This is a genomic window from Streptomyces wedmorensis, from assembly GCF_000716445.1.
Lineage (GTDB): Bacteria > Actinomycetota > Actinomycetes > Streptomycetales > Streptomycetaceae > Streptomyces > Streptomyces wedmorensis.
This window is the reverse complement of record NZ_JNWK01000013.1, coordinates 48,051-60,713: the sequence shown is the minus strand read 5'-3', so window position 1 is coordinate 60,713 and position 12,663 is coordinate 48,051. Positions and strand designations below refer to the sequence as shown.

Annotated in this window: 12 protein-coding genes and 1 pseudogene; 9 read left to right on the top strand and 4 right to left on the bottom strand. The window is 70.0% G+C overall.

Translation table 11 applies throughout. The features are described 5' to 3' along the window. Positions 1–16: 16 nt before the first annotated feature. On the bottom strand, positions 17–985 hold the full coding sequence (locus tag OO54_RS13280) for an alpha/beta hydrolase (RefSeq protein WP_033203049.1): 969 nt from the start codon (positions 983–985) through the stop codon (positions 17–19). A gap of 188 nt (positions 986–1,173) precedes the next feature. Between OO54_RS13280 and OO54_RS13275 the strand changes: the two genes are divergently transcribed. Further along, entirely contained in the window at positions 1,174–2,202 is a 1,029-nt protein-coding gene (locus tag OO54_RS13275; protein ID WP_234439589.1) for an AraC-like ligand-binding domain-containing protein, read from the top strand. Positions 2,203–2,379: 177 nt separating this feature from the next. Here OO54_RS13275 and OO54_RS13270 read toward each other — a convergent pair whose 3' ends face one another. Then, positions 2,380–2,940, bottom strand: a complete 561-nt coding sequence (locus OO54_RS13270; protein ID WP_033203048.1) for a TetR/AcrR family transcriptional regulator — start codon at positions 2,938–2,940, stop codon at positions 2,380–2,382. A 110-nt stretch (positions 2,941–3,050) separates the two neighbouring features. On the opposite strand from OO54_RS13270, the gene OO54_RS13265 reads away from it, so the two are divergent. The 3 genes from OO54_RS13265 (at position 3,051) to OO54_RS13255 (ending at position 5,855) form a co-directional block, all read left to right on the top strand. Next, on the top strand, positions 3,051–3,737 hold the full coding sequence (locus OO54_RS13265) for an SDR family oxidoreductase (RefSeq protein ID WP_033203047.1): 687 nt from the start codon (positions 3,051–3,053) through the stop codon (positions 3,735–3,737). A gap of 127 nt (positions 3,738–3,864) precedes the next feature. Then, positions 3,865–4,869 (top strand): NADP-dependent oxidoreductase, encoded by a 1,005-nt coding sequence (locus OO54_RS13260; RefSeq protein WP_033203046.1) that lies wholly within the window; start codon positions 3,865–3,867, stop codon positions 4,867–4,869. A gap of 92 nt (positions 4,870–4,961) precedes the next feature. Beyond that, positions 4,962–5,855: an alpha/beta fold hydrolase gene (locus OO54_RS13255; protein ID WP_033203045.1), complete on the top strand. Its 894-nt coding sequence runs from the start codon at positions 4,962–4,964 to the stop codon at positions 5,853–5,855. A gap of 242 nt (positions 5,856–6,097) precedes the next feature. Here the strand turns inward: OO54_RS13255 and OO54_RS13250 are convergent, their stop codons facing one another. Continuing rightward, positions 6,098–6,445, bottom strand: coding sequence for a transposase (locus tag OO54_RS13250; RefSeq protein ID WP_245236723.1), 348 nt, complete (start codon positions 6,443–6,445; stop codon positions 6,098–6,100). Positions 6,446–6,640: 195 nt separating this feature from the next. On the opposite strand from OO54_RS13250, the pseudogene OO54_RS48765 reads away from it, so the two are divergent. Next, a pseudogene (locus OO54_RS48765) lies at positions 6,641–6,817 on the top strand (MFS transporter); the annotation flags it as partial. Positions 6,818–6,836: 19 nt separating this feature from the next. Continuing rightward, complete coding sequence (locus tag OO54_RS13245; protein WP_234439590.1) at positions 6,837–7,769, top strand: MFS transporter; 933 nt, start codon at positions 6,837–6,839, stop codon at positions 7,767–7,769. Positions 7,770–7,817: 48 nt separating this feature from the next. Here the strand turns inward: OO54_RS13245 and OO54_RS13240 are convergent, their stop codons facing one another. After that, positions 7,818–8,858 (bottom strand): Lrp/AsnC family transcriptional regulator, encoded by a 1,041-nt coding sequence (locus OO54_RS13240; protein ID WP_033203043.1) that lies wholly within the window; start codon positions 8,856–8,858, stop codon positions 7,818–7,820. A 101-nt stretch (positions 8,859–8,959) separates the two neighbouring features. Here OO54_RS13240 and OO54_RS13235 point away from each other — a divergent pair, with 101 nt between their 5' ends. From OO54_RS13235 to OO54_RS13225, 3 genes are all read left to right on the top strand, one after another. Further along, on the top strand, positions 8,960–10,177 hold the full coding sequence (locus tag OO54_RS13235) for a M20 metallopeptidase family protein (protein ID WP_033203042.1): 1,218 nt from the start codon (positions 8,960–8,962) through the stop codon (positions 10,175–10,177). 69 nt (positions 10,178–10,246) lie between these two features. After that, positions 10,247–11,587 carry an MFS transporter gene (locus OO54_RS13230; RefSeq protein WP_234439591.1) on the top strand — a complete coding sequence of 447 codons (1,341 nt, stop codon included), beginning with the start codon at positions 10,247–10,249 and terminating at the stop codon, positions 11,585–11,587. 37 nt (positions 11,588–11,624) lie between these two features. Next, a complete protein-coding gene (locus OO54_RS13225) occupies positions 11,625–12,560 on the top strand; it encodes an alpha/beta hydrolase fold domain-containing protein (RefSeq protein ID WP_051786913.1) in 936 nt (311 codons plus the stop codon). Positions 12,561–12,663 lie beyond the last annotated feature (103 nt).

Below are 12,663 nucleotides of genomic sequence, written 5' to 3'. Positions count from 1 at the left end.
GTCCGACCGGGGGGTGTCAGTGGGCGGCGAGGGCCTTGCGCAGCGTGGCGATGGCCAGCGCGATGGCCACCTCGGCGCCCTGGGTGCCGCGCAGGGCGTTGAGCAGGACGAAGTCGTGGATCACACCCTGGACGCGGACGGCGGTCACGGCCACGCCGGCCTGCCGCAGCTTGGCGGCGTACGCTTCGCCCTCGTCGCGCAGCACGTCCGCCTCCGCGGTGATCACCAGCGCCGGGGGCAGGCCGGCGAGCTGCTCGACGGTGGCTCGCAGCGGGGAGGCGGTGATCTCGGCGCGCTGGCTGTCGTCGGTGGTGTACTGGTCCCAGAACCACTGCATACCGTCGCGCCGCAGGAAGTAGCCCTCGGCGAACTGGCGGTAGGAGCCGGTGTCGAAGTTGGCGTCGGTCACCGGATAGAACAGCACCTGGTGAGCGAGCGTCAGGCCGCCGCGCTCCTTGGCGAGCAGGGTCAGCACCGCGCTCATGTTGCCACCGACCGAGTCGCCGGCCACCGCGATCCTGCCGGCGTCCAGCCCGTGCGCTCCACCGTCGGTGACAACCCAGCGGGCAACGGTCCAGACCTGCTCGACGGCGACCGGGTAACGGTGCTCGGGGGAAAGGTCGTACTCGGGAAAGACCACCGCGGCACCGGTTCCGACCACCAGTTCACGCACCAGCCGGTCGTGGGTGTGGGCGCTGCCGAAGACCCAGCCGGCGCCGTGCACGAAGACGATCACAGGCAGGTCACCCTGCGCGCCGGCGGGCCGCACGATCCTGGCCCGCACCTCGCCGGTCGGCCCGCCCTCGACGGTCACCCACTCCTCGTCGACCGCGGGCAGCTCGACATCGCCGGACTGCACCTCCTCGACGGTCTTACGGCCCTCCACCGGAGCCAGCTCGAACAGGAACGGCGGCGTTCCGGTCGCCTCGGCGAAGGCTGCGGCCAGCGGCTCCAGAACCGGCGCGACGAATGCGTGGTCAGTCACGGATCGGACCTCTCTGCGGATCGAGGGTGCACGCCGCGCGGGTCAGGCGGCGCACATCCGAAGCTAGAGGCCAGGCGAGAGGACCGGTTGCCTGTACGTGCTGGCCTGCTGCCCCTCGACGCAGGCCTTCACAGGCGTGCGGGCACGAAAGGAACAGACCCGTGCACGGGAGGGCAACCGGGTGCCCGGTGTCACCGGGAGGATGGGCGCCGCCGCACCCGAAGACCGCGCTGGAGGGCTGGTTCGTGCTGCTGCTGGACCTGGAGGACCTCGCGCCACGCGACAGGGTGGACGCGTTCCGCCACGCGATGACGGACAACTCCGTGCCGAACGAGATCGTCCACGAGGAATGCGAGACGGGTATCAGCGCCCGCATCGAAGGCTGGCGAATGGGCGGCCTGGACCTCTTCGACATGCGGAGTTCCGGGCTCGAGGTCCGCCGCACGGCCAAGCACGTGCGCCAGCACCGAGACCGCCCCGTGGTGTCGGTCTCACTCCAGACCCAAGGCATCCACCGAGCCGAACAGGCGGGCACCCGGTTCACCCTCGGGCCGCAGGACATCTGCGTCTTCCACGAACTCGCACCCCGCACCTACGGCTGGTCCGGGCACGGCGCCTCGCAGGCCCTCACCGTCGACATGGAGCATCTCGGCCTGCCGGTCGACACCGTGATCCGGGCCTCCGTACGACTTCGTTCCAGCCCCGTGCACGACCTGCTGCTGGGGCACTTGCGGTCGCTGTTCCGGGATCCGGGCCGTCTCGAAGCGGACCCCGGAGCCGGCGCCCTCGCCAACGCCACCACCGACCTCGTACGCGCCCTGCTGACCTCGGCTGCACACGACGAACGGGACCAACGGGTCAGAGAGGCCATGGACAACTCCCTGGCTACCCGGATCATGGCGTACACACGCCGCCACCTCACAGATCCCGATCTCGGGCCGGAACACATCGCCGCGGAACACGCCATCTCCAAACGGCAGCTCTACGTCGTGCTGGCACGCGCGGGCATCCGGCTCGAACAGTGGCTCATCGCCGAGCGACTGGAAGCGGCGTGCCGACTCCTGGTCTCACCCCGTCACGCGGCACTACCCGTCTCAGCCGTCGCGGCCCGGTGCGGCTTCACCAGCCCCAGCCACTTCACCCGGCGCTTCCGCGCCGCCTACGGAACCACCCCGAGCGAGTGGCGCCGCCACAGAACCCGTCCCACCGACTACTGATCGTTTCGGAGTGGACTCGGCTGCGGACCTTGCGCTTCTCGATCTGGGCGGCAGGGTGCCCGGGTGCGTGCGGCGGTGCGATGCAACGCGGGAGAGCCGTTCACGAGAAGTGGAGGGCGACAGGGTGCAAAGAAGCGCGCCCTTCCTGCGGCGTGCCGCCCTGCACCGTTTCTGCGGTCAGTTGGTGCCGATCAGTGCCGTGCGTGCGGCGGTGAGGATCTCGTCGGAGAGCGGGGTGCCGTTGGTGGCTCGGGACAGGACGAGTGCGCCGAGCATGGTGCACAGCCGGGTGATGCCGTCCTGGTCCTTGGCGGCGAGGAAGTCGGCGAAGTCACCCACCCCCTGGGTGTAGACGCGGCGGGCCTCGGTCTCTCCTCCGTCGCGGGCCATGTCGGTGGCGAGTGCGGCGGCGGGGCAGCCGTCAGCCGGGCTGTCGCGGTGCTCGACGGAGAGGTAGGCGTCGATCAGCGCCCGCTGGGCGGCGTCGCGCTGCCCGGCGTACTGATCGAGCCCGTCCTCGTGGTGCTGGGCGAGTTCGGCGAACGCGTGGGCGGTGGCTTCGTCGATGAGGGCCTCCTTGGAGGCGAACTGCTTGTAGAAGCCTCCGTGGGTCAGGCCGGCCGACTTCATGAGGTCGGCGACGCTCAGGTGGGTGCCCTGCTCCCGGAGCAGCCGGGAGGCGGTCTCCACGACCCGTCGGCGGTTCTCCTGTGCCTGTGCCTGCGATACGCGGCCCATCGGTCACCCCTCCCAGTTGGATGTCGAGTGAAATCTATTCTAGACTGATATTTAGATGACGGCTGTAATCTATCTTGCGGTCGTCGCCGCCCTCGACGCTGGGAGTGCTCATGGAACTGAAGGACGCGGTCGCGGTGGTCACCGGCGCCAACCGGGGGCTCGGGCGGCATCTGGCCGCCCAGCTCATGGCGCGCGGGGCCAAGGTGTACGCGGCGGCCCGCCGCCCCGAAACGGTGGACCTTCCGGGTGTCATCCCGCTGCGGCTCGACGTGACGGACGCGGAGTCGATCCGGGAGGCGGCCCGCACCGCCTCCGACGCGACGCTGCTGGTCAACAACGCGGGCATCTCCACCGGAACGCCCCTGATGACGGGCAGCCCGGACGCGGTGCGCTTGGAGATGGAGGTGAACTTCTTCGGCCCGCTCGCCGTGACCCGGGCCTTCGCCCCGGTCATCGAGTCCAACGGCGGCGGCACCGTGCTCAACGTGTTGTCCGTCCTGTCCTGGCTGCACCCGGCCGGCCTCGGCGCCTACGCCGCGGCGAAGGCCGCCGCCTGGGCGCTGACCGGCGCGACCCGAGAGGAACTGGCGCCCCGCCGCATCACCGTCACGGCACTGCACGTCGGATACATGGACACCGACATGGCCGCCGGCGTTCCCGCCGACCAGAAGACCGACCCCGCCGAGGTCGCCGCCCAGGCCCTCTCGGGCATCGAGAGGGGCCTGCCCGAGATCCTCGCCGACGACGTCACCCGGCACGTGAAGCAGAGCCTGGCCGCCGCGCCGAATGCGGGGTGAGGCGCCCCCGCCGCATCGGCGCGGAGCCCTCTGAACCAGCAGTGCGGAGCAGAAAGTATCTCGTACCGGGGCAAGCCTGGAGCGAGCGGAGACCCCGTCCCCCTGCGGGCGGAAAACGGAGATGACAATGAAGGCATATCTGATCGAGAAGTACGGTGACCAGTCCGCGGTGCGCGCCGCCGAGTTGCCCGATCCGAAGCCGGGCGCCGACGACGTGCTGGTCAAGATCCACGCGGCGAGCGTCAACCCGCTGGACTTCAAGATCCGCGAGGGTGCCTTCAAGCGGATCCTCCCGTACCGCCTGCCTCTCATCCTGGGCAACGATCTCGCAGGAGTGGTGGTCGAGGTCGGCTCGGCCGTCACCCGCTTCGCGGTGGGCGACGAGGTCTACGCCCGGCCCGACAAGGACCGGATCGGCACCTTTGCCGAACTCATCGCCGTCCACCAGGACGACCTGGCCCACAAGCCGGCCACCCTCACCATGGCGGAGGCCGCCTCGCTTCCCCTGGTCGCACTCACCTCATGGCAGGCGCTGGTCGAGAAGGCGCGGGTCCGGCCGGGCCAGAAGGTCCTCATCCACGCGGGCTCCGGCGGGGTGGGCACCATCGCCCTCCAACTGGCCCGGCACCTGGGCGCACACGTGGCCACTACCGCGAGCGCGGCCAATACCGCCCTGGTCAAGGAACTCGGCGCGGACGTCGTCATCGACTACCGCACCCAGGACTTCGAGGAGCTCCTGGACGGCTACGACGTCGTCCTGGACACCCTCGGCGGCAAGACCCTGGAGAAGTCCCTGCGCATCCTCAAGCCCGGCGGGAAGGTCATCAGCATCGCCGGGCCCCCCGACGCGGACTTCGCCCGCGAGCTGGGCGCGAACCCGGTCCTGCGCCAGGCGATGAACGCGCTGAGCTTCACGACCCGGCGCCACGCCAAGCGCCGGGGCGTGACGTACTCCTTCCTGTTCATGAAGGCCGACGGCGAGCAGCTGCGCGAGATCACCCGGCTCGTCGACGCCGGGAAGATCCGCCCCGTCGTCGACCGTGTCTTCCCCTTCGAGCAGACCCGCGAAGCCATGGAGTACGCCGAGAAGGGCCACGCCAAGGCCGGCAAGGTCGTCATCGCGACGGTGTGAGCACCAGCCCCCGCCGCACCACCGCCAGGCCCCGGGCAGCGAGAGGATCCCGCCCCCACCACCCCTACCCTCCACACCCCCAGGAACCGATCATGAGCGCACCGCGCAGTTCCCCCACCCCCACGCCCGCCTCGTCGTCGTCGTACAAAGATGCACCGACCCGTTCGGTGTCCGTGCGTGGCGTCGACTTCGTCTACCGCCGGCTCGGCCCGGAAGGAGACGGCGTACCACTGATCCTGCTCCACCACCTGACCGCTGTCCTGGACAACTGGGACCCCCGCGTCGTCGACGGACTCGCCGCCCGGCGCCAGGTGATCGCCTTCGACAACCGCGGAGTCGGCGCGTCGGGCGGCTCCACCCCCGACACCATCGAAGCGATGGCCCGCGACGCGGTGCTGTTCATCCGAGCCCTGGGCTTCGAGCAGGTCGACCTGCTCGGCCTGTCGATGGGCGGCTTCATCGCCCAGGTCATCGCAGCCGAGGAACCGCAGCTGGTGCGCAGGGTCGTCCTCGCGGGCACCGGCCCCGCCGGAGGCCCCGGCATCGACAAGGTCACCGCACTCACCCTCCGGGACATCCTGAAGGGCTTCCTGACCCGCAAGGACCCCAAGCGGTTCCTCTTCTTCACCGACACCGAACACGGCCGACGCGAAGCACACGCCTTCCTCGAACGGCTGAAGGAACGCACCAGCGACCGCGACAGGGCCATCTCGCTGACGTCGTTCCGCGCCCAGCTCAAGGCCATCCACCGATGGGGCCTGCAGTCGCCCGCGGACCTGTCGCGCATCCACCAGCCAGTCCTGGTGGCCAACGGCGAGAGCGACAGGATGGTGCCGAGCGAGAACACCCTCGACCTCGCCGCCCGCCTGCCCCGGAGCGAACTCGTCCCCCTCTACCCGGACGCCGGACACGGCGGGATCTTCCAGTTCCACAACGAGTTCGTGGCCAGAGCCCTCGCCTTCCTCGAAGCACAGCCCAAGGCCTGACCCCTGACGCCACATCCCTCCGTCGCCTCGCCCCAGGCGCGACCGGGACAAGGCGGGCCCGGGCGAGCCAGCCTGCCCCGATCAGACGCCTCCTGTACGCCGGCATTCCCATCGGCACCCCGAGAATGCCCTCGGCGTCGCACGCCAGATCCACCCCGTCACCTGGCCACAAGCCCGCCGACGCCCAGCTTCGAAGTCAACCCCCGAAGGACGTACGACGCAGACCACTACTGATCTTTTCGTTAGTTCTGTGGGGTGGGTGGGTGGAGAGTGAGGCCTGTGTGGGCGAGGAAGGACCAGGGCAGTTGAGGGTTGTCGTTGATGCGGTGGATGCCCTGTTCGGTGGCGTCGGCGACGTCCGCGAGGTGGTCGCCGGCAAGGCTGGCGAGCTCGCGTTTCTTGAGCGAGGACCACAGCAGTTCCACCGGGTTGAGCTCGGGCGCGTAGGCGAGTAATCGCTCCAGGGTGAGCCGGTCCTGCTCGGCGAGCCAGGCCCGCATCACCCGGCTCCAGTGGGCGGACAGTCCGTCCCAGACCAGGACCACCCGCTCGCCGTCGTAAAACGCCTTCATCTGCTCCAGGACCTCGATGAGCCCGAGGGTGTCGTAGCTGCCGGGCTTGAGGTGGAAGCACAGCCGAGGACCGCGGTCGGGAGCTCGGCGACACCATGCTCGTCGAGAACACCGAGGCGAGTCTGATCAGCGGGCTCTTCCCGGTGATCCGTCACTCGCTCGGAGTCTCTCGGCGCCCTCGGCGTCCTGACCGCCGCGGGCCGGATCGTCGGCGTGTTCGCCGGCCCGTTCTGGGTGTGGGTCGCCCAGCGCTGGTCCCGCAAGGGCGTCCTCGTCCCGGCCACCGGATTCTGGGCAGTGTGGGGCATAGCCGCCGGCTTCGCCCAGAACTTCACCCAACTCCTCGTCCTGATCACCATCCTCGCCGCCGGGTACGCCGCCTCCGGTCCCGTCACCACGGAAATCCTGGGTGACCTCTTCGACAGCGAGTCCCGGGGCCGCGCCGTCGGAGATGCTGTACGGCGCCATCAACCTCGTCGCCTCCCTCTTCGCCACCCTGAAGGGACAGCTCGCCGCGTTCGACGACGGCTGGCGCTGGGGCCTGTGGAGCATCGGCGCCCTCAACGTCCTTTGCGGCGTCGCCCTGTCGATCCGGATGCGCGACCCGGGCAGAGGCGCGTCCGAGCAGCAGCTCGCCGGCCTCGACCGACAGACCCGCGAGGCGCACGCCCAGGTCACCATGAAGCAGGTGACCGCACTCCTCCGGATCCCGAGCCCCGTGATCCTGCTCGTCTCCCGACTCCTGTCCGGACATCTCCTCGCCGCGGCGTTCGGCGTGATCTTCCTCGTGGACGTCTACGGATTCAGCACCCAGGTCGCCTCCGCCATCCTCTTCCCCATGGGCATCGGCTTCTTCACCGGCACCCTGCTCGGCGGCTTCCTCACCGGCTGGACCGTCCGCCGCAACCTGCGCAACGGGCCCGTGGCCATCCTCCAGACCGCCCAGTTCGCCTTCGCGGTCATCGCCTACTTCGGCACCCAGATCGACTGGGGCGGAATCGGCCTGTTCGCCGTCTTCTTCGCCCTCATGGGCCTCACCCAGGGCGTCAACCCGGTGGTCAACCGGCCCATGATCATGGCCGTGACCCTTCCCGAGCTCCGCGGCGCGGCCTTCGCCATCTACCTCAGCGTCTTCGAGGCCGTCGCCATCGCCGCGTTCAGCCCCGGAGCCGGCTTCCTCGGCGACGCCTTCGGACTGCGCTCGGTGTTCCTGTGGGTCCTCGTCGGCCTCATGACCGTCAACGGCGCCTTCCTCACCCTTCTCTACCGCACCTACGCCGCCGACGTAGCCCGCGTCCAGCAGGCCCTCGAGAGCCGGCGACAGGCGGCTCTGGCCGGATAGTTCAACCTGGCCGTCCGCGACTGCCGAGTACACGCCTGATCCGACGCTTCAGGAAGGATCGGACCAGATGTCCATGGGGACGGTGCTCACGCTGCGGCCGGCCGGATCGAGGATGCGGCCCATGCGCTTGACGAAGCGCAGCGAGACCGCTTGGTCGAGCACCTTCAGCTGAGGCAGTGCGCCGGCGAGGCGGGCTTCGAGGCCGCGGATGTCGGGGAGAGAACGGAGCCAGACGCTGATGAGGAGGTTCGCCGCGCCCCCGGCAAGGCCGATGCACGCCCGGATCTCGGGGACGGCGGCAAGCAGTCTGTTCAAGGCGTCGCGGTCATCGATCTCGGCCTGGGCCCAGATCGAGGTGGAGATCGGCCAGCCGCACAGGGGTTGAGCCACTTCGCAGCGCAACTCCAAGTCCTCGTTGGCGACGAGAAGGCCGAGACGCTTGCGTACGGTGGTGATCCCGACGCCCAGCTCCTCCGCGAGGTCCGTGAGCGACGTACGTCCGTCGGCCCCGAGGCGCACGATGAGGAGTCGGTCCCTCGCGGTGAGCGTCTGGGGCGTCGATGGCGACCGGGTCGGCCGCTCGGCGGTGATGTGCGCCCGCTGGCGGGGATCGAGGGCACGCAAGCGCCAGTCGGTGGCGTGCGTGAAGACATGCGTGCCGAGCTGGGTGCGGGTGGCGCTGATTCCCGGGAGTGCCCCGAGGCGTTCGAGCAGGTAGCAGGAGAGGGCCGGAAGCGTGGGCGTCGACACCGTGAGCAGCAGGTCCCTGCCGCCGCTGGTGTGCTCCACGGTCAGGACGTGCGGCCACTGCGCAAGGGTGTTGGCGACTTCGAGGGCACGGCCGGCCTGGCAGTCCACTTCGACGAAGGCCAGGCAGCCCTGGGAGATCTGAGCGCGCCCGGGCTGTGCCGTGATCCACGCGACGCCCGTCTCTGTCAGCCGGGACCAGCGGCGGGCCACGGTGACGGGGTCGAGGTCGAGTGCCCGTCCGATGCGCGACCAGGGGGCTCGGGGGTCGATCTGCAGGGTGTTGACCAGGCTGAGGTCGAGTTCGTCCAAGGGCGCAGATTCCTGCAAACGATCAGCCATGGGAAAAAGATCCTGCGTTTCTGATGAGTGTGGGTGCCGAGTATCCATCATCACTGGCAACCGAGCGACAGCTAGGTGAACGTCAGTGAAAGGGGACGAGGGTGTCGGTGCGCGAGGACGCACGGAGTGTGCAGGGCGATCTGGTTCGCCTGCGGCGGGCGCTGCACGCCGAGCCCGAGCTGGGACTGGAGTTGCCGCGTACGCGGGACAAGGTCCTGGCCGCCCTGGACGGGCTGCCGTTGGAGGTCACCACGGGGAACCGGCTGACCTCCGTCACCGCGGTCCTGCGGGGCTCGCGGCCCGGTCCCACGGTGCTCCTGCGAGCAGACATGGACGCGCTGCCCGTCACGGAACGCGCGGATCTCACGTACGTCTCCCGCACGGAGGGTGTGATGCACGCGTGCGGTCACGACCTGCACACGTCCATGCTCGCCGGCGCGGCCCAGCTGCTCTCCGCTCGCCGGGACGAGCTCGCCGGCGATGTGGTCTTCATGTTCCAGCCTGGCGAGGAGGGGCAGGACGGGGCCGGCCACATGCTGGGCGAGGGGGTCCTGGACGCCTCCGGTGAGCGGCCGGTGGCCGCCTACGCCCTGCACGTGACGTCGGCGGGCTACCCGAGCGGGCTGTTCGCGAGTCGTCGGGGCCCGGTCCTGGCCTCGTCCGACAGTCTTCGTGTGACCGTACGTGGTGCGGGTGGTCACGGTTCGATGCCGCACCTGGCCAATGACCCCGTACCGGCGGCGTGCGAGATGGTCACCGCGCTGCAGACGTTCATCAGCCGCAGGTTCGACCCGTTCGACCCCGTGGTGCTGACCGTGGGCGCCTTCCACGCGGGCACGGCCGCCAACGTCATCCCCGACGAGGCCCGGTTCACGGCGACCGTACGGTCGTTCTCCGCCTCGTCGCACGGCCGGATCAAGGACGGCGCCGTGCAGCTGTGCCGGGGTATCGCGGCCGCCCACGGCCTCGACGTCGAGGTGGACTTCGTCGAGCAGTACCCCCTCACCGTCAACGACCCGGCCGAGGCCGAGTTCGTCGCCGACGTGGTGGCGGAGGTGCACGGAGAGGAACGTTTCGCGTGGGCGCCTCGCCCGGCCACCGGCTCGGAGGACTTCTCCCGGGTGCTCGACGAGGTCCCCGGCGCGTTCGTGGTCCTGGGCGCCTGCCCGCCGGACCGGGACCTCCAGCAAGCCCCGTACAACCACTCTCCCCTGGCCGTCTTCGACGACAGCGTGCTCGGGGACGGAGCCGCGCTCTACGCCGAACTCGCCCTTCGGCGCCTGGCACGGGCGAAGCTCGCCCCCGTCCCGACCGTCTGACCGCCCCACACCCGCAACACCCCCGGACGCAGCCCTTCCAGACTGCTTCTCGTCCCCCAGGAGAACCCCGTGCCCGACCCCGCATCCCCGGCCACCAGATCCGCCGCGTCCGACGCCTCGATCACGAGCGCCACGACCAGGAGCACACCCGCCCCGTCCCGGCTGCGCACCGTCATCGGCACCGGCGTGGGAAACGCGCTGGAGTGGTACGACTGGAACGTCTACGCGATCTTCACCCCGTTCTTCGCCTCGCAGTTCTTCCCCTCCGCCGATCCGACCTCGGCCCTGCTGAGCACTCTGGCGATCTTCGCCGTGGGCTTCCTCATGCGTCCCCTGGGTGGGCTTGTCTTCGGCCGGCTCAGCGACCGCAGGGGGCGGCGTGCGGCGATGGTCGGCTCCATCGCGCTGGCGGCCGCCGGAAGCCTGCTGATCGGCCTCGCGCCGACGTACGCCACGATCGGCGTGGGAGCCTCGGCCCTGCTGGTGTTCGCGCGGCTCGTCCAGGGCCTGGCCCACGGCGGGGAGCTTCCCGCGGCCCAGACGTACGTGGCGGAGATGGCCCCCCGCGAACGGCGAGGGCTCTGGTCGAGCCTGATCTACATATCCGGCACCTGCGGCATCATGGTCGCCACCGTGCTCGCGGCGGTCCTGGCCTCATTCCTGAGCGAGGATCAGCTGCACGCGTGGGGCTGGCGGGTGCCCTTCGTCGTCGGTGGACTCCTCGGTCTGTACGCGCTGATCATGCGGCTCCGCATGGAGGAGACCGAAGCCTTCGAGAAGCAGGCCGACACACCGGACCACGAACCGCGCACCTCCGTGTGGCGCGGCTTCTGGGAGAACCGGGCGGCGTGCCTGCGGGTGATCGGCCTCACCCTGGGCGGCACGGTCGTCTACTACACCTGGGCCGTCTCCGCCCCCGCCCAGGCCATCTCCCTCAAGGGCATCGATGCCTCCTCCGCGCTGTGGGCGGGGGTCCTCGCCAACCTCGTCTTCCTCGTGACGCTGCCCCTGTTCGGCGCCCTGTCCGACCGCGTCGGACGCAAGCCCGTCCTGTACGGCTCGTACATCGGCGGAGCCGTCCTGGCCTTCCCGCTGAACTGGTTCATCCAGGACCAGGTGTGGCAGCTGGCCGTGTCGATGACGACGGCCATGCTCTTCATGTCCGCCGGCGCGGCGATCACCCCCGCGGTGTTCGCGGAGATGTTCCCCACCCGGCTGCGCACGACGGGTGTGGGCTTCCCGTACGCGATCGCCGTGGCCGTCTGCGGCGGCAGCGCCCCGTATCTTCAGACGTGGCTGACCAGCAACGGGCAGGGCGACCTCTTCCTCGGCTACACGGTGGTCCTGCTGCTCCTCGCTCTGGCCGTGGTGCACCGGATGCCCGAGACGAAGAACACCGACCTGACGTGACACCGAAGAACACGGACTGTGGGAACGGAGCCGTACCGTGCCGAGCCTGACCAGCAGAGCGATGCCGACCATGGTGCGGCTCCGTGGGGCCAAGAAAGTGTTCAGCTCGGCGGAAGCCGTCCGCGAACAGGTCCTCACCCGTTCCCTGCGGCCGACCGGGTACGCGCCTCCGGCCGGACTGGGGCGCACGGTCGACCTCGCCGTACGCCGGGTGGCCGGATGGCCCGTCTACGAGGTCACCCCGCGCGGCACTCTCGACCCCCGACGGCGGGCCATCTATCTGCACGGCGGCGCGTACATCAACGAGATAGCGCCCCAGCACTGGAAGCTGATCGCCCACGTGGCCGCCGAGACCGGCACCCAGGTCACGGTGCCGATCTACCCCCTGGCTCCCCTGGCGACCGCAGCCGAGGTGGTGCCGGCCGTCACCGACCTGGCCACCCAACTCCTCGACGACGCGGCCACCACAGCCGTCACTCTCATCGGAGACTCCGCCGGCGGCGGCATGGCCCTCGCCGTCGCCGTCCACCTGCGGGACCGAGGACTGCCCGCACCCGCCCGCACCATCCTCATCTCCCCGTGGCTGGACATCAGCCTGACCGACCCGCGCATCGCACTGCTCGAAGAACGCGACCCCTGGCTCGCCGTCCCCGGCGCACGCTACGCCGGGGACCTCTACCGCGGCGCGCTCCCCGCCGACCACCCTCATGTCAGCCCCCTCCTCGCCGACTTGACGGGGTTGAACCCGATCACGCTGTTCAGCGGAACCCGCGACATCGTCAACGCCGACGCCCGGCGGCTGGCCGCCCGCGCCACGGCCGCGGGCGTCGAGCTGGACTTCCACGAGGCGCCGGAGATGCTGCACGTCTACCCCCTCCTGCCGATCCCCGAAGGCAGAGCGGCACGCACCGCCATCTGCACCGCCCTGCGGAGCCGACGCGGCCCCCAGCGACCTTCCAGTGCCCGGGGTTGACGTCGACATTGGTCTATGCCAACTTCTCCTCGGCGCATGATCAGCCTTTCCCCACACGGGTGTTGAAGCATCGGACTTCGCCCGCGGCACCGTGCTGCCTTCC